Raw genomic sequence first — 21,571 nt, forward strand, 5'->3', positions numbered from 1 at the left:
GCAACAATAAAAAAGGGAGCCAGGCTCCCTTTTTTCATTCTGCGCGACGTAATGAAATCTCGCCGCCGACCCAAGGCTTTATAATGCCGTTTTGCTCCAGCAGTAACGCCCCCTGATTATCAATCCCACGTGAAATGCCGTATATTTCTCGTTCACCGATGATCAGTTTCACCTGACGGTGAATAAAGTTATCGAGCTTTTCCCAACGGGTTAAAAAGGGAGCCAGCCCTTCCTGCTCAAATTCCCACAAAGACGCGCGCAGCTTTTCAATCAACCTGACGGCCAGCTCGTTTCTGTCGATCTTTACCCCGGCTTCCTGAAGATTAATCCAGCCCTGGTTCACGATGTCACTTTCAACCTGACGCATCGCCAGATTAATACCCGCACCAATGACAATCTGCGCCGCATCGCCCGTTTTACCTGTAAGCTCTACAAGAATACCGGCCAGTTTTCTGTCATTAAGGTAGAGATCGTTAGGCCACTTTACCCGCACCTGATCGGCGCCGAGTTCGTGAAGCACTTCAGCCATCACAATGCCGATAACCAGGCTTAAACCGACGGCCGCGGCTGGTCCCTGTTCAAGACGCCAGTACATGGAAAGATATAAATTCGCGCCAAACGGTGAAAACCATTTACGCCCACGACGCCCTCGCCCAGCCTGCTGGTATTCAGCAATACAGACGTCGCCCGATTCGAGCTCAGAAAGCCTGTCCAGTAAATACTGGTTTGTAGAGTCAATCACCGGAAGCACCGTCACCGATCCGGTTTTGATATGAGAATGGATAAAAGACTCGTTAAGTAACTGTATGGGGCCTGGCAGGCTATATCCTTTGCCCGGAACCGTAAACACGTCGATGCCCCAGTCACGTAGCGTCTGGATATGCTTGTTAATCGCTGCCCGACTCATCCCCAGCCTTTCGCCAAGCTGTTCGCCAGAGTGAAATTCGCCGTCAGCAAGAAATGAAATGAGCGTTAACGGAATAGTGTTATCTTTCAAGCAATCGTCTCCACAGCATTCACCTCGCCTACCGAACCAATAAAACGGACTTCAGGCTCCAGCCAGACATTAAATTTTTCGCCAACACGCCGACGGACTTCATGCGCAAGTTTTACGATATCCTGACTGGTCGCATTATTCTCATTGATAAGCACAAGCGCCTGATGGCGATGTACGGCTGCGCCACCGACACGATGCCCTTTCATATCGCAGCGATCAATAAGCCAGCCTGCCGCCAGTTTTACCTGCCCGTCAATTTGCGGGTAACGCGGCGCATCCGGATAATGTATAAACAGTGCACTGGCTTCTTGCGCCGTGATTACCGGGTTTTTAAAGAAGCTGCCAGCATTACCATATTCTTTTGGGTCGGGCAGCTTCGTACGACGCATATGGCATACCGCATTAAATACCTGACGTGGCGTGACCGTATCAGGAGACAGACGCGTTAAATCACCATAGGTAAGCACCGGCGACCACTGTTTGGGCAGACGCAGACCAATACCTGTAATGGCATAGCGATTCTGATAATCATGTTTGAAGATGCTGTCGCGATAACCAAAGTGACAATCACTGTTACCAAGACGAACCGACTCGCCAGAATGCAGATCGACACAATCTACATACAGACAGAATTGTTTAAACTCTACGCCATAAGCGCCAATATTCTGGATAGGGGAAGAGCCAGCACAACCCGGAATAAGCGCCAGATTCTCAAGACCGGCAATATTATGGTCCAGCGTGAACTCGACAAGACGATGCCAGTTCTCACCCGCCCCGGCATGTATTAACCAGGCGTCAGGCTGTTCCTCGACCTGTATGCCCATAATGCGGTTCAGAATAACCGTGCCGCTGAAATCATCAAGAAACAGCACATTGCTCCCCTCCCCCAGAATCAAAACCGTTTGGGAAGCCGCATGCGCCTGCTGCCAGGCTTCAGACAGCGCGTTGGCAGTGTGCGCCGTCACGATCTGCTGCGCGCGTTTATCAATACCGAATGTATTGTAAGGTTTAAGGGAGTTATTCATGCCATTAGTCCTGAGGTCGAAACCCGGACAGTTTAACCGATTAGCAGTTTGATAGCTTCTCTGGCATTGGCGGAGCACGCAAAAGGAGGAAAGATCGAGGTTATTTATGAATAAAGAACAACGAGGTATATAAAAGCAAAAACCCCTCAGCGGCGCTGAGGGGTTCTTTATTTGATGCCTGGCAGTTCCCTACTCTCGCATGGGGAGGCCCCACACTACCATCGGCGCTACGGCGTTTCACTTCTGAGTTCGGCATGGGGTCAGGTGGGACCACCGCGCTACAGCCGCCAGGCAAATTCTGTCTGTTCACCGCTTTCGCCATGAACATTATCCGTCACAAGCTGAATATCTCTCTCAACACGCCAGACTTCTTTGGCGTTGTAAGGTTAAGCCTCACGGTTCATTAGTACCGGTTAGCTCAACGCATCGCTGCGCTTACACACCCGGCCTATCAACGTCGTCGTCTTCAACGTTCCTTCAGGAGACTTATAGTCTCAGGGAGAACTCATCTCGGGGCAAGTTTCGTGCTTAGATGCTTTCAGCACTTATCTCTTCCGCATTTAGCTACCGGGCAGTGCCATTGGCATGACAACCCGAACACCAGTGATGCGTCCACTCCGGTCCTCTCGTACTGGGAGCAGCCCCCCTCAATTCTCCAGCGCCCACGGCAGATAGGGACCGAACTGTCTCACGACGTTCTAAACCCAGCTCGCGTACCACTTTAAATGGCGAACAGCCATACCCTTGGGACCTACTTCAGCCCCAGGATGTGATGAGCCGACATCGAGGTGCCAAACACCGCCGTCGATATGAACTCTTGGGCGGTATCAGCCTGTTATCCCCGGAGTACCTTTTATCCGTTGAGCGATGGCCCTTCCATACAGAACCACCGGATCACTATGACCTGCTTTCGCACCTGCTCGAGCCGTCACTCTCGCAGTCAAGCCAGCTTATGCCATTGCACTAACCTCCTGATGTCCGACCAGGATTAGCTGACCTTCGTGCTCCTCCGTTACACTTTGGGAGGAGACCGCCCCAGTCAAACTACCCACCAGACACTGTCCCCACGCCGGATCACGGCGCCAGGTTAGAACATCAAACATTAAAGGGTGGTATTTCAAGGTTGGCTCCACGCAGACTGGCGTCCACGCTTCAAAGCCTCCCACCTATCCTACACATCAAGGCTCAATGTTCAGTGTCAAGCTGTAGTAAAGGTTCACGGGGTCTTTCCGTCTTGCCGCGGGTACACTGCATCTTCACAGCGAGTTCAATTTCACTGAGTCTCGGGTGGAGACAGCCTGGCCATCATTACGCCATTCGTGCAGGTCGGAACTTACCCGACAAGGAATTTCGCTACCTTAGGACCGTTATAGTTACGGCCGCCGTTTACCGGGGCTTCGATCAGGAGCTTCTCTTGCGATAACCCCATCAATTAACCTTCCGGCACCGGGCAGGCGTCACACCGTATACGTCCACTTTCGTGTTTGCACAGTGCTGTGTTTTTAATAAACAGTTGCAGCCAGCTGGTATCTTCGACTGACTTCAGCTCCACCCGCAGGGGCTTCACCTACATGTCAGCGTGCCTTCTCCCGAAGTTACGGCACCATTTTGCCTAGTTCCTTCACCCGAGTTCTCTCAAGCGCCTTGGTATTCTCTACCTGACCACCTGTGTCGGTTTGGGGTACGATTTAATGTTACCTGATGCTTAGAGGCTTTTCCTGGAAGCAGGGCATTTGTCACTTCAGCACCGTAGTGCCTCGTCATCACGCCTCAGCCTTAACTTTCCGGATTTGCCTGGAAAGTCAGCCTACACGCTTAAACCGGGACAACCGTCGCCCGGCCAACATAGCCTTCTCCGTCCCCCCTTCGCAGTAACACCAAGTACAGGAATATTAACCTGTTTCCCATCGACTACGCCTTTCGGCCTCGCCTTAGGGGTCGACTCACCCTGCCCCGATTAACGTTGGACAGGAACCCTTGGTCTTCCGGCGAGCGGGCTTTTCACCCGCTTTATCGTTACTTATGTCAGCATTCGCACTTCTGATACCTCCAGCATGCCTCACAGCACACCTTCGACGGCTTACAGAACGCTCCCCTACCCAACAACACATAGTGTCGCTGCCGCAGCTTCGGTGCATGGTTTAGCCCCGTTACATCTTCCGCGCAGGCCGACTCGACCAGTGAGCTATTACGCTTTCTTTAAATGATGGCTGCTTCTAAGCCAACATCCTGGCTGTCTGGGCCTTCCCACATCGTTTCCCACTTAACCATGACTTTGGGACCTTAGCTGGCGGTCTGGGTTGTTTCCCTCTTCACGACGGACGTTAGCACCCGCCGTGTGTCTCCCGTGATAACATTCTCCGGTATTCGCAGTTTGCATCGGGTTGGTAAGCCGGGATGGCCCCCTAGCCGAAACAGTGCTCTACCCCCGGAGATGAGTTCACGAGGCGCTACCTAAATAGCTTTCGGGGAGAACCAGCTATCTCCCGGTTTGATTGGCCTTTCACCCCCAGCCACAGGTCATCCGCTAATTTTTCAACATTAGTCGGTTCGGTCCTCCAGTTAGTGTTACCCAACCTTCAACCTGCCCATGGCTAGATCACCGGGTTTCGGGTCTATACCCTGCAACTTAACGCCCGGTTAAGACTCGGTTTCCCTTCGGCTCCCCTATACGGTTAACCTTGCTACAGAATATAAGTCGCTGACCCATTATACAAAAGGTACGCAGTCACCCTCTTACGAAGGCTCCCACTGCTTGTACGTACACGGTTTCAGGTTCTGTTTCACTCCCCTCGCCGGGGTTCTTTTCGCCTTTCCCTCACGGTACTGGTTCACTATCGGTCAGTCAGGAGTATTTAGCCTTGGAGGATGGTCCCCCCATCTTCAGACAGGATATCACGTGTCCCGCCCTACTCATCGAGCTCACAGCCTGTGTGCTTTCATGTACGGGACTTTCACCCTGTATCGTGCGACTTTCCAGACGCTTCCATTAACACACAAGCTGATTCAGGCTCTGGGCTGTTCCCCGTTCGCTCGCCGCTACTGGGGGAATCTCGGTTGATTTCTTTTCCTCGGGGTACTTAGATGTTTCAGTTCCCCCGGTTCGCCTCGTTTGACTATGTATTCATCAAACGATGATGCACCAGAGTGCACCGGGTTTCCCCATTCGGACATCGTCGGTTATAACGGTTCATATCACCTTACCGACGCTTTTCGCAGATTAGCACGTCCTTCATCGCCTCTGACTGCCAGGGCATCCACCGTGTACGCTTGTTCGCTTAACCTCACAACCCGAAGAAGTCTTCGTGCTGCGAGTTTGAGAGACTCTGACACACCGCGCATTCCTTATTACGGAGAAATGCAACAGCATGTCTGTTTCAATTTTCAGCTTGTTCCGGATTGTTAAAGAGCAAATATCTCAAACATGACTTTACAGTCAGTTTTGAGATATTAATCGGTAACGCCTTTCACTCATTACCAGCAGGTGGCGTCCCTTAGGGGATTCGAACCCCTGTTACCGCCGTGAAAGGGCGGTGTCCTGGGCCTCTAGACGAAAGGGACTTCGCTTTCGCAGACAACCCTGCTTCTTTACTTTCTATCAGACAATCTGTGTGAGCACTACGAGGTTGTATCTTTCAGGTAAGGAGGTGATCCAACCGCAGGTTCCCCTACGGTTACCTTGTTACGACTTCACCCCAGTCATGAATCACAAAGTGGTAAGCGCCCTCCCGAAGGTTAAGCTACCTACTTCTTTTGCAACCCACTCCCATGGTGTGACGGGCGGTGTGTACAAGGCCCGGGAACGTATTCACCGTGGCATTCTGATCCACGATTACTAGCGATTCCGACTTCATGGAGTCGAGTTGCAGACTCCAATCCGGACTACGACGCACTTTATGAGGTCCGCTTGCTCTCGCGAGTTCGCTTCTCTTTGTATGCGCCATTGTAGCACGTGTGTAGCCCTGGTCGTAAGGGCCATGATGACTTGACGTCATCCCCACCTTCCTCCGGTTTATCACCGGCAGTCTCCTTTGAGTTCCCACCATTACGTGCTGGCAACAAAGGATAAGGGTTGCGCTCGTTGCGGGACTTAACCCAACATTTCACAACACGAGCTGACGACAGCCATGCAGCACCTGTCTCAGAGTTCCCGAAGGCACTCCCGCATCTCTGCAGGATTCTCTGGATGTCAAGACCAGGTAAGGTTCTTCGCGTTGCATCGAATTAAACCACATGCTCCACCGCTTGTGCGGGCCCCCGTCAATTCATTTGAGTTTTAACCTTGCGGCCGTACTCCCCAGGCGGTCGACTTAACGCGTTAGCTCCGGAAGCCACGCCTCAAGGGCACAACCTCCAAGTCGACATCGTTTACGGCGTGGACTACCAGGGTATCTAATCCTGTTTGCTCCCCACGCTTTCGCACCTGAGCGTCAGTCTTCGTCCAGGGGGCCGCCTTCGCCACCGGTATTCCTCCAGATCTCTACGCATTTCACCGCTACACCTGGAATTCTACCCCCCTCTACGAGACTCAAGCTTGCCAGTTTCAAATGCAGTTCCCAGGTTGAGCCCGGGGATTTCACATCTGACTTAACAAACCGCCTGCGTGCGCTTTACGCCCAGTAATTCCGATTAACGCTTGCACCCTCCGTATTACCGCGGCTGCTGGCACGGAGTTAGCCGGTGCTTCTTCTGCGAGTAACGTCAATGACTGCGGTTATTAACCACAACCCCTTCCTCCTCGCTGAAAGTACTTTACAACCCGAAGGCCTTCTTCATACACGCGGCATGGCTGCATCAGGCTTGCGCCCATTGTGCAATATTCCCCACTGCTGCCTCCCGTAGGAGTCTGGACCGTGTCTCAGTTCCAGTGTGGCTGGTCATCCTCTCAGACCAGCTAGGGATCGTCGCCTAGGTGAGCCTTTACCCCACCTACTAGCTAATCCCATCTGGGCACATCTGATGGCATGAGGCCCGAAGGTCCCCCACTTTGGTCCGAAGACGTTATGCGGTATTAGCTACCGTTTCCAGTAGTTATCCCCCTCCATCAGGCAGTTTCCCAGACATTACTCACCCGTCCGCCACTCGTCAGCAGAGCAGCAAGCTGCTCTCTGTTACCGTTCGACTTGCATGTGTTAGGCCTGCCGCCAGCGTTCAATCTGAGCCATGATCAAACTCTTCAATTAAAAGTCTGATGCTCAAAGAATTAAACTGTTAGTTCGTAATGAATTAACTGTTGTTCACTTGAGACTTGATATTCGTTTATCGTCCGAAGACGTTAAGATATCAGTGCCCCGAGTGCCCACACAGATTGTCTGATAAATTGTTAAAGAGCGGTGCGACGCGGCTTTCAGCCTGCTGTCGCGAGGTGGCGTATAGTACGCTTTCCTCTTTCAGAGTCAAGCGTTTATTTTCGCTTTCGTCTGCCTGACGGGCCGGCTCGTTCGCCGTTGTGCCGTGTCAGTGGAGGCGCATTATAGGGAGTTCTTCTGCGCTGACAACCCCTAATTTCAAAAAAGTTTTCGTTCGCTTAATTTCCAGGCAATGCGCCGAAAAATGATACTAATCACGGGTCAGATGGGCGATTTCCTGCGCAAACAGGGCTACCTGGGGCCAATCCGTGTAGACCACTTCTTTTGAAGTATCGGTTTCGCCGCCCGTCATTTTCATAATCAGGCGAATCATGAAGCGGTCAAACCAGCGATAACGCGGATAACGCAGCGCGCCTGCAAAGACGGCGCAATGATCGGGCTGCCACGGCGAGTTCAACAGAAACTTCCGGGTATAGCTATTAGTCTGCGGCGTTCGCTTCTCGGGTTTACGCGCCACAAGGTTAACCGAGAAGAACGCGCCCGGCACAGCATTCAGCGCCTGCTGATGTTGTTTCACAAATGCGTCCAGGGTCGGATGGAAATGACCGTAGCGAATCGACGCGCCTATCACCACCTTCTTATATTGCGTCCAGTCTGGCTCTTCGGCGCGATGCAGATTGACCACATCCACCGCCTCACCCATTTCCTGTAGCTGAGACGCGATATAAAAAGCGATTTCGCGCGTTTGTCCGTCACGGGTGGAAAACAGAATTAAGGTTTTCACAATTATCTCCCTGTTATTCGCGCCAGAAAGTCGGGGTGAACAGCACCAGAAGCGTAAACACTTCCAGACGCCCGAAAAGCATGTTGGCAATCAGTATCCACTTAGCAATGGGGTTCATACTGGCGAAGTTATCCGCCACGACGCCAAGACCAGGGCCGAGGTTATTGAGCGTCGCCACCACAGAGGCGAAAGCGGAAAAGTCATCCACGCCGGTTGCGATAATCGCCAGCATGCTGACCAGGAACACCAGCGCATACGCTGAGAAAAATCCCCACACCGCTTCGAGGATACGTTCCGGCAACGCGCGGTTGCCAAGTTTAATACTGTAGACGGCGTTCGGGTGCACCAGCCTTTTCAGTTCGCGGTTGCCCTGTTTAAAGAGCAGCAGAATGCGAATGACTTTAAGCCCCCCGCCGGTTGAACCCGCACAGCCGCCAATAAATGCCGAGCAGAGCAACAGCACCGGCAGGAAAAGCGGCCATTTCGCGATGCTGTCTGTGGTAAAGCCCGCCGTCGTCGCCATCGACACCACCTGGAAAAACGCCTGGTTGAGCGTGGTCACCGCCGAATCATACGTATCGTGGAACCAGAGCACCAGCGTACAAATGAAGACCAGCGTCAGCTGCACGCCGATAAACATGCGAAATTCCGGGTCGCGGGAATAGACCTTCAGGCTACGCCCGCTGAGCAGCGAGAAGTGCAGCCCGTAGTTACAGCCGGAGATCAGCAGAAAGATAGCAATAATGGTGTTAATGGTCGGGCTGGCGAAATACCCCACGCTCGCATCGTGGGTGGAAAACCCGCCGATAGCGATAGTGGCAAAGCTGTGGCCAATCGCATCAAACGCGGGCATTCCGGCAAACCACAGCGCCAGCGCGCACGCCACCGTCAATAAGACATAAATCAGCCACAGCGTTTTCGCCGTTTCGGCGATACGCGGGCGCATTTTGTTGTCTTTCAGCGGCCCCGGCATTTCAGCGCGGTACAGCTGCATCCCACCGACGCCAAGAATCGGCAGAATCGCCACCGCCAGCACGATGATTCCCATACCGCCGAACCATTGCAGCATCTGACGATAGAAAAGAATGGCATGCGGCAGGGAATCAAGCCCCACCAGCGTCGTCGCGCCCGTGGTCGTCAGCCCCGAAAAGGATTCGAAAAAGGCGTCAGTAACGGTGAGGTTAGGCCGCTCGGAGAAGATAAACGGCAGGGCCCCGACGCTGCCCAGCACCGTCCAGAAGAGCACGACAATAAGAAACCCTTCACGCGATTTCAGCTCGCGCTTCTGATGACGGTTCGGCCACCAGAGCGTCGCGCCGATAGCCAGCGCGACAAAAAAGGTTTGTGTGAAAGCGCGTCCCGCGCCGTCGCGGTATAGCAGGGCCACCAGGCCGGGAATAATCATCGTCCCGGAAAACAGGATAACCAGTAAACCAACGATTCGGGTAATGGCGCGAAAATGCATCTGCCGTTTCCTTTGGAATCAAAATGAAGGAGAGGATTATTATTCAACCGACAACAAATGCAATGCGCCACGGCTAAAGTCGGCAAGCTTTGCCGAAAAAGCCGTCACCTGCGTATACGGAAGCGCCACTCGCAACGCCACGTTCGCCTGAAACTCGCTCTCCACTACCCGGCCATTAAACTGGCCGAGCAGCGTTTCCACGCCCGCAAGCTGTGCATAATCGCACAGCAAAGTATATTCCGTCAGCGGCACTTTGAGGGCGGTTTCAAGCAACGTTAACGCCTGTTGCACGCCCCCTCCGTAAGCTTTCACCAGCCCGCCGGTGCCAAGCTTAATGCCGCCGAAGTAGCGAACCACGACGGCGGTTACTTCGCCGACGCCGCTGCCCATCAGCTGCGCCAACATCGGTTTCCCTGCCGTGCCCGCCGGTTCGCCGTCATCCGAGAATCCCAGTTGCTGAGAATCATCGGGCGCGCCCGCCACCCACGCCTGACAATAATGCCGGGCGTCCGGATAATCGGCGCGCGCCTGCGCGACAAACGCTTTCGCCGCGTCCACGCCCTCGGTATGGCCGAGCAACGTAATAAAGCGGCTCTTTTTGATCTCTTCCGTCACGATCACCGGCGACGCCGGAACAAGCCAGCTCTCCATCAGGCGAGCTTCAGATCCCGGGTCATGTTTTCCACGCCGTGCTCATGAATGACCACGTTATCCTCAATGCGGATCCCGCCGAACGGCTTCAGCGCCTCGATTTTCTGCCAGTTGAAGTGCTTGCTGAACTGGCCTTCACGCCATGGCGCCAGCAGCGACTCAATAAAATAAATCCCCGGCTCAATGGTCAGCACCATGCGCGGCTGCATCACACGCGTGCAGCGCAGATACGGGTATTTGCCAGGCGCGGCCAGGTGCGTGCCGGTGTCATCCTGCATAAAGCCCGCGACGTCGTGCACCTGTAAGCCCAGCGGATGTCCGATACCATGCGGCATAAACGGCCCGGTGATATCCGCTTCCACCATCGCTTCTTCACTGATGTCGGTGACAATCTGGTGACGACGCAGCAGCTTCGCGATGCGCTGATGGAACTGAATATGGTAATCGATGTAACTGACGCCCGCTTTCATGGTGCCAATCAGCGCCAGCTGCTCTTCATTAACATCTTTAATCAGGGCCGCGAAATCGCTGTCGCTGTCAGCCGCCCAGGTACGGGTTAAATCGGCGGCATAGCCGTTATATTCCGCCCCTGCATCCAGCAAAAAGCTGCGCATCTCAGACGGCGCGCGGTGATCAAGGCGCGTGTAGTGCAGCACGGCGGCGTGTTCATTCAGCGCCACGATATTGCTGTAAGGCACATCGGTATCGCGATGGCCGGTCGCGGTCAGATACGCGAGGTTAATATCGAACTCGCTCATGCCGGATAAAAACGCTTCATGCGCGGCGCGATGGCCGTTAACCGCCGTCTTCTGCGCTTCGCGCATACAGGCCAGCTCGTAATCCGTCTTATACGCGCGGTAGAAGTGCAGATAGTCGATAACGCCTTTCGGGTTAATTTTATCCGCCGGGACGTCCAGCTTCAGCGCGCGCTCCGGCACCGGGCCGATGTACGCGATATTGCCGCGCGCGGCAGGCAACTGACCGCCAATATCATCGGCTTTCGGCAGCGCGATAATGTCTATCTCGTCCGTCCAGAACGCGCTCGGCAGCGGCTCGACGTTATGCCAGTAATCCACCGGCAGATAAAACCACAGCTTCGGCTTATTCACGCCGTCCACCAGTAGCCAGCAGTTCGGCACCTGCGTGACCGGCACCCATGCCTTGAACTGCGGATTAACCTTAAACGGATAGGCGTGATCGTCTAAAAAGACGTTAAGCAGTTCGCCGGAGTGGATAAGCAGCGCGTCCAGATTAAAGCGGGCAAGCACGTTGCGGGTACGCTCCTGAAGCGTATCGAGATGATTTTTATAGAGGGTGGTCAGCGAATCCATACTTTACCTTTAAAGTTTGAGCTCTCAACTCCGGCATCTTAGCACACCGGTTTATTCCCTGAGCGTTTTCCACCTTCCGTGATCGTGTTTGCAAATATTTAAACAGTAATTTGCATTTCATTAACATCAACCCCACACTCCGCTTCATCTGGTATGACCAGATCCCCTTGCTGGATTCAGGAGACCGACATGCTCTACAAAGGCGACACCCTGTACCTTAACTGGCTGGAAGACGGCATTGCCGAACTGGTGTTCGATGCCCCCGGCTCGGTGAACAAGCTTGATACCGCGACCGTAGCAAGCCTGGGCCATGCGCTGGATGTGCTGGAAAAACAACACGATCTCAAAGCCCTGCTGCTGCGCTCGGAAAAAGCCGCGTTTATCGTCGGCGCCGACATTACCGAATTCCTCTCGCTGTTCCAGGTGCCCGCTGAGCAGTTAAGCCAGTGGTTGCACTTTGCCAACAGCGTGTTTAACCGTCTTGAAGATCTGCCGGTGCCGACGCTGTGCGCCATTAATGGCTACGCGTTAGGCGGCGGCTGCGAGTGCGTGCTGGCGACCGATTTCCGTCTCGCCACGCCGGATGCCCGCATCGGCCTGCCGGAAACCAAACTTGGCATCATGCCGGGCTTTGGCGGCTCGGTACGCCTGCCTCGCCTGCTGGGCGCCGACAGCGCGCTGGAAATCATCGCGGCCGGTAAAGACATCACCGCCGACGCGGCGCTGAAAGTGGGCCTGGTCGACGCGGTCGTTAAACCGGAAAAACTGACTGAAGGGGCGCTGCGTATGCTGCGCCAGGCCATCGACGGCGAACTCGACTGGAAAGCGCGCCGCCAGCCGAAACTTGAACCGCTGCACTTAAGTAAAATCGAAGCCGCCATGAGCTTTACCATCGCCAAAGGCATGGTGATGCAAACCGCCGGCAAACACTACCCGGCGCCGATGACGGCGGTGAAAACCATTGAAGCCGCCGCAGGGCTGGGCCGTGACGAGGCGCTGGCGCTGGAGAACAAAAGCTTTGTTCCGCTGGCGCGATCCAGCGAAGCGCGCGCGCTGGTCGGTATCTTCTTAAATGACCAGTACGTCAAAGGCCTCGCGAAAAAGCTGACCAAAGAGACCGAAATGCCGAAGCAGGCGGCGGTGCTGGGCGCGGGCATTATGGGCGGCGGCATCGCTTACCAGTCAGCCTGGAAAGGCGTGCCGGTCATCATGAAAGACATCAACGAGAAATCGCTGGCGCTCGGCATCAACGAAGCCAGTAAACTACTGAATAAACAGCTGGAGCGCGGCAAAATCGACGGGCTGAAGCTCGCAGGGGTCATCGCCACCATCCATCCAACGCTGGATTACGCCGGGTTTGAGCGCGCCGATGTGGTCGTCGAAGCCGTCGTGGAAAACCCGAAAGTGAAAAAAGCGGTGCTGGCGGAAACCGAAGACAAGGTGCGCCCGGATACCGTGATTGCCTCCAATACCTCCACCATTCCTATCAGCGAACTGGCGAGCGTGCTGAAACGTCCGGAAAACTTCTGCGGTATGCACTTCTTTAACCCGGTGCACCGTATGCCGCTGGTTGAAGTGATCCGCGGCGAGAAAACCTCCGACGCCACGATCGCGAAAGTGGTGGCCTGGGCCAGCAAAATGGGCAAAACGCCTGTCGTGGTGAACGACTGCCCTGGCTTCTTCGTTAACCGCGTACTGTTCCCCTACTTCGCCGGTTTCAGTCAGCTGCTGCGCGACGGCGCCGATTTCCGCCAGATCGATAAAGTCATGGAGAAACAGTTCGGCTGGCCGATGGGCCCGGCGTATCTGCTGGATGTGGTGGGCATCGATACCGCGCACCATGCGCAGGCCGTCATGGCGGCAGGCTTCCCGCAACGCATGCAAAAAGATTACCGCGATGCGATCGACGCGCTGTTTGAGGCTGGCCGCTTCGGACAGAAAAACGGCAAAGGCTTCTATGCCTATCAGGAAGACAGCAAAGGTAAACCGCGCAAAGTGCCGGATGACGCAGTGGACAGCTTGTTGGCGGAAGTAAGTCAGCCAAAGCGCGCGTTCAGCGATGAAGAGATCGTGGCGCGCATGATGATCCCGATGGTCAACGAAGTGGTGCGCTGTCTGGAAGAAGGCATTATCGCAAGCCCCGCCGAGGCGGATATGGCGCTGGTCTACGGCCTCGGCTTCCCGCCGTTCCACGGCGGCGCGTTCCGCTGGCTGGATACCCAGGGCAGCGCGGCTTATCTCGATATGGCGCAGCGCTATCAGCATCTCGGCCCGCTCTATGAAGCGCCTGCCGGGCTTCGCGAAAAAGCGAGCCACAATGCGCCTTATTATCCCCAGGTTGAACCCGCCCAACCGGTGGGCGAACTGCAAACGGCTTAAGGAGTGACGAATGGAAAAGGTTGTAATTGTTGATGCTATCCGCACCCCGATGGGCCGTTCCAAAGGCGGCGCGTTCCGTCACGTGCGGGCGGAAGATCTCTCCGCGCACCTGATGCGCAGCCTGCTGTCGCGTAACCCGCAACTGGAAGGCAGCGCTATCGACGACATCTACTGGGGCTGTGTGCAACAGACGCTGGAGCAGGGTTTTAACATCGCCCGCAACGCCGCGCTGCTGGCGGAAATTCCGCACAGCGTGCCCGCGGTGACGGTCAACCGCCTGTGCGGCTCGTCGATGCAGGCGTTGCACGACGCCGCGCGGATGATCATGACCGGCGACGCCAGCGTTTGTCTCGTGGGCGGCGTGGAGCATATGGGCCATGTGCCGATGAACCACGGCGTCGATTTTCATCCTGGCTTAAGCCGTAACGTGGCGAAAGCGGCAGGCATGATGGGGTTAACGGCAGAGATGCTCTCGCGCATGCACGGCATCAGCCGTGAAATGCAGGATGCTTTCGCCGCCCGCTCTCACCAGCGCGCCTGGGCCGCCACGCAGGCCGGGCATTTTAAACAGGAAATCATTCCGACCAGCGGGCACGACGCCGACGGCGTACTCAAGCGCTATGACTTTGACGAAGTGATCCGCCCGGAAACCACCGTCGAAGGGCTGTCGCAGCTGAAACCAGCGTTCGACCCGGCAAGCGGCACGGTTACCGCGGGCACTTCGTCGGCGCTCTCCGATGGCGCGGCGGCGATGCTGGTGATGAGCGAATCGCGCGCCCGCGAACTCGGCCTGACGCCGCGCGCTCGTATCCGCTCAATGGCGGTGGTGGGCTGCGATCCGTCGATTATGGGTTACGGCCCGGTGCCCGCCTCAAAGCTGGCGCTGAAAAAAGCCGGTCTGACCGCGAGCGATATCGATCTGTTTGAGATGAACGAAGCCTTTGCCGCGCAGATCCTGCCGTGCATTAAAGATCTGGGCCTGATGGAGCAGATCGACGAGAAGATCAACCTCAACGGCGGCGCGATAGCGCTCGGCCACCCGCTCGGTTGTTCTGGCGCGCGTATCAGCACCACGCTGATTAACCTGATGGAGCGCCGCGACGCGGAGCTGGGGCTCGCCACTATGTGTATCGGCCTGGGTCAGGGCATCGCGACGGTTTTTGAACGGGTGTGAGGCAGCCAACGCCGCCATACTATCAGGCTCAATGACCGTGCAATCCCATACCCTTGATGTCAGAGCAAGGCGGCAAGTGAAAGCCGCCAATGCCGGTATGGCATCAAGGGCGAAGCGATCAATGTTTAGTTGCCGTTCTTCCCGCCTGTCAGGGGCGGGTTTTTTATTTTCCGCGTTTGTGCCAGGCTCTTTTATCGACCCCACACCTCAGGGAAAAACATGAAGGGATGCTTTATCTTCGCACCGCTTGCCGCTGCGTTTTTTTTTACGGCTTCCGCACAGGCACAGCTGTCGGAAGAGACGCTGGCGCAGCGCTGTCTGACGTCGCTTATCGGCGCGTCGCAGGATCACGCGTTTATGCAGCAGGTGCTTAATGAGTCCCGCATTGTGCCGGAAAGCGTTGTCGTGGAACGGTATGACGAAAACGTGGGGCAACAGCATATCGCGACCCAGCTCACGGCAAAGCTTGATCACCCGGCGCGCAAAAATATTACGCTGCTCTGTCTGCTGGAAAACGATCGGCCGTTGTATGTCTGGTCAGGGAAGGAAATTGCCGCCAGCCCGTAGTACCGGGCTGGCGTTATGCGGGAACGGGGAATGGCTCAGATAAACGCGAAGGCGTCGCCGAACAGGCGGTCTTCGCGCGCGGCTCGCTCGTTACAGAACAGGTCGCGGGCGATTTTCGCCATCTCGAAACGTCCGGCGATATAGATATCGTGCCCGGCAAGCGTACCGAAATCCTGCATGACCGCCGTCAGCACCGTGCCGCTGCGACCGCGCCACGTCTCATCGGGTTGCTCAACCACCGGTACAATGTTGAGATTGGGATGGTCAACCGACAACGCTTCCAGTTCGGACAGATCGTAGAGATGCTTCTCTTCGCGTCCGCCCCAGTAAATCGTGATATCGCGATCCGGATTGCGCGCAAGCGCCGTCAGCAGAATCGAGCGCGCGTAAGAGAATCCCGTCCCCCCTGCGATCAGGATCAGCGGGCGCTCTTCGTCATCGCGCAGCCAGGCGTCGCCATGCGGAATATCGACCACGATTTCACGCTCTTTGAGAATACGGTCCATCACCGCCATCGCATAGAGGTTAAGTTCCGACGCGCCGATATGCAGTTCGATAAAGCCCTGCTCATCCGGCGTGGAGGCCATAGAAAAAGGGCGCTTGTCCCGCTCATCCATTACCACCATCAGGTACTGACCTGCGCGAAACGAAAAGGCCGCTTCCGGCACTAAACGAACGCGATAAACGGTATCGGTGATGGCTTCTACCGAGGTCACTTTACAGCTTAAGGTTGTCATGCGTTCCCTCTGTCGGGTCAATAATGCAACTGCAACGGCGGCGCGTCAGGCGCCTTTTCCGTCATGAAAAATTGCGAGCTCATCCCAGATGGCGTCGATTCTCGCCGTCACGTTGGGGTCTTTCTTAATGGGCGTGCCCCATTCGCGCTGCGTTTCACCCGGCCATTTATTGGTCGCGTCGAGCCCCATTTTGGAGCCCAGGCCCGACACCGGCGAGGCGAAATCCAGATAATCGATCGGCGTGTTTTCCACCATGACCGTGTCGCGCGCCGGATCCATGCGCGTGGTAATCGCCCAAATCACATCGTTCCAGTCGCGCGCGTTAATGTCATCATCACAAACGATCACGAACTTGGTGTACATGAACTGGCGCAGGAACGACCAGACGCCCATCATCACGCGCTTCGCGTGGCCCGCGTACTGCTTGCGCATGGTCACGACGGCAAGCCGGTACGAGCACCCTTCCGGCGGAAGATAAAAATCCACGATTTCCGGGAACTGCTTTTGCAGAATCGGCACCAGCACTTCATTCAACGCCACGCCCAGTACGGCAGGCTCATCGGGCGGGCGGCCCGTATACGTCGAGTGGTAAATCGCATCTTCACGCTGCGTCACGTGCGTCACGGTAAAGACCGGGAAACTGTCTATCTCATTATAGTAACCGGTGTGGTCGCCATACGGGCCTTCCGGCGCCATTTCGCCAGGTTCAATATACCCTTCCAGCACAATTTCGGCGCTGGCCGGGATCTCAAGGTCGTTTGACAGACACTTCACCACTTCGGTTTTAGTGCCGCGCAGCAGCCCAGCGAACGCGTATTCAGATAGTGTATCCGGCACCGGCGTTACCGCGCCGAGAATGGTCGCCGGATCGGCGCCCAGCGCCACGGCGACCGGGAAGCGTTCGCCCGGATGCGCCTGGCACCACTCCTGGAAGTCAAGCGCGCCGCCGCGGTGCGACAGCCAGCGCATAATGAGTTTGTTTTTGCCGATTAACTGCTGGCGGTAGATGCCCAGATTCTGGCGCTCTTTATGCGGGCCGCGGGTGACCGTCAGGCCCCAGGTAATGAGCGGCGCGGCGTCGTCAGGCCAGCATTGCATGATGGGAATGCGGTTCAGATCGACCTCGTCGCCCTGCCATACTTTCTCCTGACAAGGCGCATTACGCAGCCGTTTCGTCGGCATATTCAGCACTTGCTTAAACTGCGGCAGTTTATCGAAGAGATCGCGGAAACCGCGCGGCGGCTCCGGCTCTTTCAGAAACGCCAGCAGCTTGCCGACTTCACGCAGCGCAGAGACATCCTCCTGCCCCATGCCCATCGCCACGCGTTTCGGCGTGCCAAACAGGTTGCACAGTACCGGCATGGTATGGCCTTTCGGGTTTTCAAACAGCAAGGCCGGGCCGCCCGCGCGCAATGTGCGGTCAGCAATTTCCGTCATCTCCAGGTAAGGATCGACAGGCAATGTAATGCGCTTGAGTTCGCCTTGCTGCTCGAGCAGCGCCAGAAAATCGCGTAGGTCGTGGTATTTCATGCAGTTATTCGTGGCTTTAAAATAAGCTTTTTATTATACGGTGTTCGCCGCAGGCATGCCGTAATTTTGTTAAATTAACGTGAATCATCACCACAGGCTATAGCACTGCGCGGTATAATGCCCTTAGCGATCCTGAGGTGGTTTTGTTATGCTGGCGCGTCCGGCCATGTAAGAAGAGTCATTATGCAATCCTGGTATTTACTGTACTGTAAACGCGGGCAGCTTCAGCGCGCCAAAGAGCACCTTGAACGACAGTCGGTGAACTGCCTTACGCCAATGATTACACTTGAAAAAATGGTACGAGGCAGACGCACTTCCGTCAGCGAGCCGCTGTTTCCGAACTACCTTTTCGTCCGCTTCGATCCGGAAGATATTCATACCACGACGATAAGCTCCACCCGTGGCGTCAGTCATTTTGTTCGCTTTGGATCGCACCCGGCCGTAGTGCCGCAGACGGTCATCGAACAGCTTCTCGACTGGCATCCGGAAAACGTGACCGACCCGGATACGCCGCATACCGGCGATATGGTGGTGATTACCGAAGGCGCGTTTGAAGGGTTGCAGGCGATTTTTACCGAGCCCGATGGCGAAGCCCGTTCCATGTTGCTGCTGAATTTGCTGAATAAGCAGGTGCTGCAAAGCGTGAAGAATACCGAATTCCGTAAAGCCTGACGCGATGGCGCGGAGTCAAAACGGCGGCCCGAGGCCGCCGTTTGTCATTAATGCGTCGCTTCGCCGATGACACCGCCCGCGCCCGCGCCGACCGCCGCGCCTTTCAGCACGCTTTTTCCGGTCGCTGCGGCAACCCCCGCGCCGACTACCGCGCCCGCGACGCCGCCTTTACGCGCGGCTTTGCCTTTATCGCCTTTTTTCAGCATCGCGCCTGTACCCGCGCCAATGACCGCGCCGCCCACGGCGCTTTTGACATCTTTGCCTGCGATAGCGCCCGCCGTCGCGCCAAGTACGGCGCCGGTCGCGGTTTTATCCATTGCCATCACCGGCGCGCTGGTCAGCAGCATTAATGCCACAATGCCCGTTATCGTCTTTTTCATTATCGTCCCTCAGCTGTGTAAATCCGGGAAACCTTCCCGGCGGGAAGCATACCACCAGGCTTTCAGGACGAAATGAACCGGGAGCGTGCAAAAATCCACAGTCCGCGGGTTTTAGCAGGCAGCGTTACGCAGGCGACGCGTTTTTCAGAAACAGACGGGCAGCGTTGGCATCCGTGGCGGCTTCAAGCCAGGCGGGGTCTTCCCCGCGCCACTGCGCCACCTGCGTCAGAATATGGGGCAACCAGCATGGCTCGTTGCGACGCGAGGCGGGTTTCGGAGTGAGATCGCGCGGCAGCAGATAAGGCGCGTCCGTTTCCAGCAGCAGACGATCGGCAGGGATAATCGGCAGCAAGGCGCGCAGCTCAAGCCCGCGGCGCTCATCGCAGACCCAGCCGGTAATGCCGAGATACATACCGCGTGCCAGACACTCGCGCGCCTCCTGTTCGGTCCCGGTAAAACAATGCAATACCGCGCCCGGCAGCTTATCGAGCCACGGGTCGAGCAGCGCGAGAAAGCGCGCATGGGCGTCCCGGCAGTGTAAAAACACCGGTAGCGCCAGCGCGGCCGCCAGCCGCAGCTGTTCGGTAAAGGCGTGCTCCTGCTCCGCGGGCGTTGAGAAATTACGGTTGAAATCGAGCCCGCATTCGCCAATCGCCACGACCTCCGGCTCGCTCGCCAGCGCGCGCAGCCGCGCAGCGCTCTCATCATTCCACGTGCTGGCGTCATGCGGGTGAACGCCCGCCGTCGACCAGCAGCCTGCGTAGCGTCTGGCGAACGCGCAGGCGCGATCGCTCTCCTCAAGCGACGTACCGGTAAATAGCATACTGTCGACGCCAGCCGCACGGGCGCGGGCGATCATCTCATCCCTGTCGTGGTCAAACTGGGAGCTGGTAATATTCAGGCCAATATCAAACATCGCGCTTTCCATATGAAAACCGCCCTGACGGGCGGTAGCGTTATTCTTCTGCTTCTTCTTCGGCATCCTGCTCGCGCGGACGCCGTTTACCAACGTAGAAGCGCGAGAAGAAAATGCCGACTTCAAACAGGCAGTACATCGGTATCGCCAGCAGCGTTTGCGAGAACACATCCGGCGGCGTGAGCAGCATCCCGACAACGAACGCGCCAACCAGCACATACGGGCGTTTGGCACGCAGATCCTGCGGGGTGGTCACCCCCATCCAGCACAACAAGACGATAGCGACCGGCACTTCAAACGACACACCGAAGGCCATAAACAGCGCCATGACGAAATCGAGATAGCTGGTGATATCGGTTGATACGACCACGCCGACAGGCGCGGTTTTCGTTAAGAAACCGAACGCCAGCGGGAACACCACGAAATAGGCGAACGCCATACCGATATAAAACAGCAACGTACTGGAGACCAGCAGCGGGATAATCAGGCGTCGCTCATGCTTGTACAGCGCCGGGGCGACAAACGCCCAGACCTGATACAGGATAACCGGCGCGGAGAGGATCACCGACACCATCATGGTCAGCTTGATAGGCGTGAAAAACGGCGAGGCCACGTCGGTGGCAATCATGCTGGCGCCATGCGGCATCTGGCTGATAAGCGGCGCGGCGACCAGTTGATAGATGTCGTTGGCGAAATAGACCAGTGCCAGGAAAATCAGCAGTACCGCGATGATGCAGTTCAGCAGCCGCTTACGCAGTTCAATCAGATGACTGATTAGGGGTTGGGTATCTTCAACAGCCATGTCAGGGTTTATCACTCACGGTGGATGCGGCTTCAGGTTTGCGCACGCTGGCGGGCGCGTCCGGCGACGCTTCAACGTTGTTTGCAGGCTCAGGGGCCGCAGAGGCTGCAGGTTGCGGCGCGTCGCTCTCTGCCGCTGGCGATACTTCCGGCTTCTGCGCGGGCGACTGGGCCTGATGCTCAGCTTTGGCTGGCGTCACGCCTTCGTGCTGTGCTTCGTTGCCTTTAACCAGCGGGTTATGAATGGTATGGGCGTCGTCGCTTGCTTTTTCCGGGTCGTTAACGCTGTAAGAGCGCTTCATCGATTCCGCCGCCTCGCGTAGTTCGTCCATCGAGGCTTTCAGCTCCGGCGTCAGGTTATCAACGCTCGCCTTTTCCACTTTCTTCAGGCTTTCCTGAAACTCCTGAAGCTTCAGCTCCTGGGTCAGTTCATTCTGCACGGTGGTCGCAAGCGAGCGCAGCGCGCGTACCCAGCCTGCGACGGTGCGGACGGCCACAGGCAAACGCTGCGGCCCCAGAACGATAAGACCGATAACAAAAACCAGCAGGAGTTCGCCAAAACCAATATCAAACACGGATTACACCTGCTCTTTATCACGTTTTTTGGCGTCGTCCGGGGTGACGTCGCTTTTGGTTTCGCCGATTTGTTTATCCTGCGCGGAAGGCGCGGTGAAATCCGCATCCTGGCTATGCTTTTGCTTGTCGTCGTCACCCATCGCTTTTTTAAAGCCTTTGATGGATTCGCCGAGATCAGAGCCCAGCGAGCGTAGCTTTTTGGTGCCGAAAAGCAGAACAACCAGAACCGCGATAATCATTAACTGCCAGATACTGATGCCACCCATACATTTCCTCA

17 protein-coding genes, 1 tRNA gene and 3 rRNA genes are annotated in these 21,571 nt (G+C 56.1%); 4 read left to right on the forward strand and 17 right to left on the reverse strand.

The features are described from left to right. Nucleotides 1-34 precede the first annotated feature (34 nt). The 10 genes from birA to pepQ all read right to left on the reverse strand — a co-directional run bounded on the left by birA (nucleotide 35) and on the right by pepQ (nucleotide 11,562). Entirely contained in the window at nucleotides 35-997 is a 963-nt protein-coding gene (birA, locus tag AB8W27_RS19335) for a bifunctional biotin--[acetyl-CoA-carboxylase] ligase/biotin operon repressor BirA (RefSeq protein ID WP_012814937.1), read from the reverse strand. Further along, the gene (murB, locus tag AB8W27_RS19340) at nucleotides 994-2,022 is read right to left on the reverse strand and encodes a UDP-N-acetylmuramate dehydrogenase (protein ID WP_012814936.1); all 1,029 of its coding nucleotides are present in this window, start codon (nucleotides 2,020-2,022) and stop codon (nucleotides 994-996) included. Before murB ends, birA begins: the two co-directional genes overlap by 4 nt. Nucleotides 2,023-2,198: 176 nt before the next feature. Then, nucleotides 2,199-2,314, reverse strand: a 5S ribosomal RNA gene (gene rrf / locus AB8W27_RS19345). Nucleotides 2,315-2,404: 90 nt separating this feature from the next. Further along, nucleotides 2,405-5,306: ribosomal RNA gene (locus AB8W27_RS19350) — 23S ribosomal RNA — on the reverse strand. A gap of 201 nt (nucleotides 5,307-5,507) precedes the next feature. Beyond that, nucleotides 5,508-5,583 (reverse strand) — tRNA-Glu (locus tag AB8W27_RS19355). A gap of 79 nt (nucleotides 5,584-5,662) precedes the next feature. Continuing rightward, nucleotides 5,663-7,205 (reverse strand): 16S ribosomal RNA (locus AB8W27_RS19360). The 16S, 23S and 5S rRNA genes sit together here with 1 tRNA gene alongside, the layout of an rRNA operon. A gap of 376 nt (nucleotides 7,206-7,581) precedes the next feature. Further along, complete coding sequence (hemG, locus tag AB8W27_RS19365; protein ID WP_041923095.1) at nucleotides 7,582-8,115, reverse strand: menaquinone-dependent protoporphyrinogen IX dehydrogenase; 534 nt, start codon at nucleotides 8,113-8,115, stop codon at nucleotides 7,582-7,584. A 13-nt stretch (nucleotides 8,116-8,128) separates the two neighbouring features. Further along, nucleotides 8,129-9,580: a Trk system potassium transporter TrkH gene (trkH, locus tag AB8W27_RS19370; protein ID WP_012814934.1), complete on the reverse strand. Its 1,452-nt coding sequence runs from the start codon at nucleotides 9,578-9,580 to the stop codon at nucleotides 8,129-8,131. A 39-nt stretch (nucleotides 9,581-9,619) separates the two neighbouring features. Then, a complete protein-coding gene (locus tag AB8W27_RS19375) occupies nucleotides 9,620-10,231 on the reverse strand; it encodes an IMPACT family protein (protein ID WP_041923094.1) in 612 nt (203 codons plus the stop codon). Continuing rightward, nucleotides 10,231-11,562, reverse strand: coding sequence for a Xaa-Pro dipeptidase (gene pepQ, locus AB8W27_RS19380; protein WP_012814932.1), 1,332 nt, complete (start codon nucleotides 11,560-11,562; stop codon nucleotides 10,231-10,233). Before pepQ ends, AB8W27_RS19375 begins: the two co-directional genes overlap by 1 nt. A 189-nt stretch (nucleotides 11,563-11,751) precedes the next feature. Between pepQ and fadB the strand changes: the two genes are divergently transcribed. The 3 genes from fadB (at nucleotide 11,752) to AB8W27_RS19395 (ending at nucleotide 15,682) form a co-directional block, all read left to right on the forward strand. Continuing rightward, nucleotides 11,752-13,941: a fatty acid oxidation complex subunit alpha FadB gene (fadB, locus tag AB8W27_RS19385; protein WP_012814931.1), complete on the forward strand. Its 2,190-nt coding sequence runs from the start codon at nucleotides 11,752-11,754 to the stop codon at nucleotides 13,939-13,941. 10 nt (nucleotides 13,942-13,951) lie between these two features. Beyond that, on the forward strand, nucleotides 13,952-15,115 hold the full coding sequence (fadA, locus tag AB8W27_RS19390) for an acetyl-CoA C-acyltransferase FadA (protein ID WP_007766505.1): 1,164 nt from the start codon (nucleotides 13,952-13,954) through the stop codon (nucleotides 15,113-15,115). A 219-nt stretch (nucleotides 15,116-15,334) separates the two neighbouring features. After that, a complete protein-coding gene (locus AB8W27_RS19395) occupies nucleotides 15,335-15,682 on the forward strand; it encodes a hypothetical protein (protein ID WP_012814930.1) in 348 nt (115 codons plus the stop codon). A gap of 35 nt (nucleotides 15,683-15,717) precedes the next feature. Here the strand turns inward: AB8W27_RS19395 and fre are convergent, their stop codons facing one another. Both fre and ubiD read right to left on the reverse strand, forming a co-directional pair. Next, nucleotides 15,718-16,419 (reverse strand): NAD(P)H-flavin reductase, encoded by a 702-nt coding sequence (gene fre / locus AB8W27_RS19400; protein ID WP_041923093.1) that lies wholly within the window; start codon nucleotides 16,417-16,419, stop codon nucleotides 15,718-15,720. Nucleotides 16,420-16,464: 45 nt separating this feature from the next. Continuing rightward, nucleotides 16,465-17,949, reverse strand: coding sequence for a 4-hydroxy-3-polyprenylbenzoate decarboxylase (gene ubiD, locus AB8W27_RS19405; protein WP_012814928.1), 1,485 nt, complete (start codon nucleotides 17,947-17,949; stop codon nucleotides 16,465-16,467). A 183-nt stretch (nucleotides 17,950-18,132) separates the two neighbouring features. Here ubiD and rfaH point away from each other — a divergent pair, with 183 nt between their 5' ends. Beyond that, complete coding sequence (gene rfaH / locus AB8W27_RS19410) at nucleotides 18,133-18,621, forward strand: transcription/translation regulatory transformer protein RfaH (protein WP_041923092.1); 489 nt, start codon at nucleotides 18,133-18,135, stop codon at nucleotides 18,619-18,621. 47 nt (nucleotides 18,622-18,668) lie between these two features. On the opposite strand, the gene AB8W27_RS19415 is transcribed toward rfaH, so the two are convergent. The 5 genes from AB8W27_RS19415 to tatA all read right to left on the reverse strand — a co-directional run bounded on the left by AB8W27_RS19415 (nucleotide 18,669) and on the right by tatA (nucleotide 21,560). Next, nucleotides 18,669-19,001 carry a glycine zipper family protein gene (locus tag AB8W27_RS19415; RefSeq protein ID WP_012814926.1) on the reverse strand — a complete coding sequence of 111 codons (333 nt, stop codon included), beginning with the start codon at nucleotides 18,999-19,001 and terminating at the stop codon, nucleotides 18,669-18,671. Between the two features lie 124 nt (nucleotides 19,002-19,125). Further along, nucleotides 19,126-19,929 (reverse strand): 3'-5' ssDNA/RNA exonuclease TatD, encoded by an 804-nt coding sequence (tatD, locus tag AB8W27_RS19420; RefSeq protein WP_049787136.1) that lies wholly within the window; start codon nucleotides 19,927-19,929, stop codon nucleotides 19,126-19,128. 28 nt (nucleotides 19,930-19,957) lie between these two features. Next, on the reverse strand, nucleotides 19,958-20,719 hold the full coding sequence (gene tatC, locus AB8W27_RS19425) for a Sec-independent protein translocase subunit TatC (RefSeq protein WP_007766482.1): 762 nt from the start codon (nucleotides 20,717-20,719) through the stop codon (nucleotides 19,958-19,960). Nucleotide 20,720: 1 nt separating this feature from the next. Further along, a complete protein-coding gene (tatB, locus tag AB8W27_RS19430) occupies nucleotides 20,721-21,293 on the reverse strand; it encodes a Sec-independent protein translocase protein TatB (protein WP_012814924.1) in 573 nt (190 codons plus the stop codon). Between the two features lie 3 nt (nucleotides 21,294-21,296). Next, entirely contained in the window at nucleotides 21,297-21,560 is a 264-nt protein-coding gene (tatA, locus tag AB8W27_RS19435) for a Sec-independent protein translocase subunit TatA (RefSeq protein WP_012814923.1), read from the reverse strand. Nucleotides 21,561-21,571: the final 11 nt, after the last annotated feature.

This window comes from Cronobacter turicensis, assembly GCF_041222865.1.
GTDB classification, from domain to species: Bacteria; Pseudomonadota; Gammaproteobacteria; order Enterobacterales; family Enterobacteriaceae; genus Cronobacter; species Cronobacter turicensis.

Bases quoted from the DNA above. Each gene is read 5' to 3' on its own strand.
- murB (WP_012814936.1), bottom strand. From the start codon at position 2,022: ATGAATAACTCCCTTAAACCTTACAATACATTCGGTATTGATAAACGC.
- trkH (WP_012814934.1), bottom strand. From the start codon at position 9,580: ATGCATTTTCGCGCCATTACCCGAATCGTTGGTTTACTGGTTATCCTG.
- AB8W27_RS19375 (WP_041923094.1), bottom strand. From the start codon at position 10,231: ATGGAGAGCTGGCTTGTTCCGGCGTCGCCGGTGATCGTGACGGAAGAG.
- pepQ (WP_012814932.1), bottom strand. From the start codon at position 11,562: ATGGATTCGCTGACCACCCTCTATAAAAATCATCTCGATACGCTTCAG.
- fadB (WP_012814931.1), top strand. From the start codon at position 11,752: ATGCTCTACAAAGGCGACACCCTGTACCTTAACTGGCTGGAAGACGGC.
- fadA (WP_007766505.1), top strand. From the start codon at position 13,952: ATGGAAAAGGTTGTAATTGTTGATGCTATCCGCACCCCGATGGGCCGT.
- AB8W27_RS19395 (WP_012814930.1), top strand. From the start codon at position 15,335: ATGAAGGGATGCTTTATCTTCGCACCGCTTGCCGCTGCGTTTTTTTTT.
- fre (WP_041923093.1), bottom strand. From the start codon at position 16,419: ATGACAACCTTAAGCTGTAAAGTGACCTCGGTAGAAGCCATCACCGAT.
- ubiD (WP_012814928.1), bottom strand. From the start codon at position 17,949: ATGAAATACCACGACCTACGCGATTTTCTGGCGCTGCTCGAGCAGCAA.
- rfaH (WP_041923092.1), top strand. From the start codon at position 18,133: ATGCAATCCTGGTATTTACTGTACTGTAAACGCGGGCAGCTTCAGCGC.
- AB8W27_RS19415 (WP_012814926.1), bottom strand. From the start codon at position 19,001: ATGAAAAAGACGATAACGGGCATTGTGGCATTAATGCTGCTGACCAGC.
- tatD (WP_049787136.1), bottom strand. From the start codon at position 19,929: ATGGAAAGCGCGATGTTTGATATTGGCCTGAATATTACCAGCTCCCAG.
- tatC (WP_007766482.1), bottom strand. From the start codon at position 20,719: ATGGCTGTTGAAGATACCCAACCCCTAATCAGTCATCTGATTGAACTG.
- tatA (WP_012814923.1), bottom strand. From the start codon at position 21,560: ATGGGTGGCATCAGTATCTGGCAGTTAATGATTATCGCGGTTCTGGTT.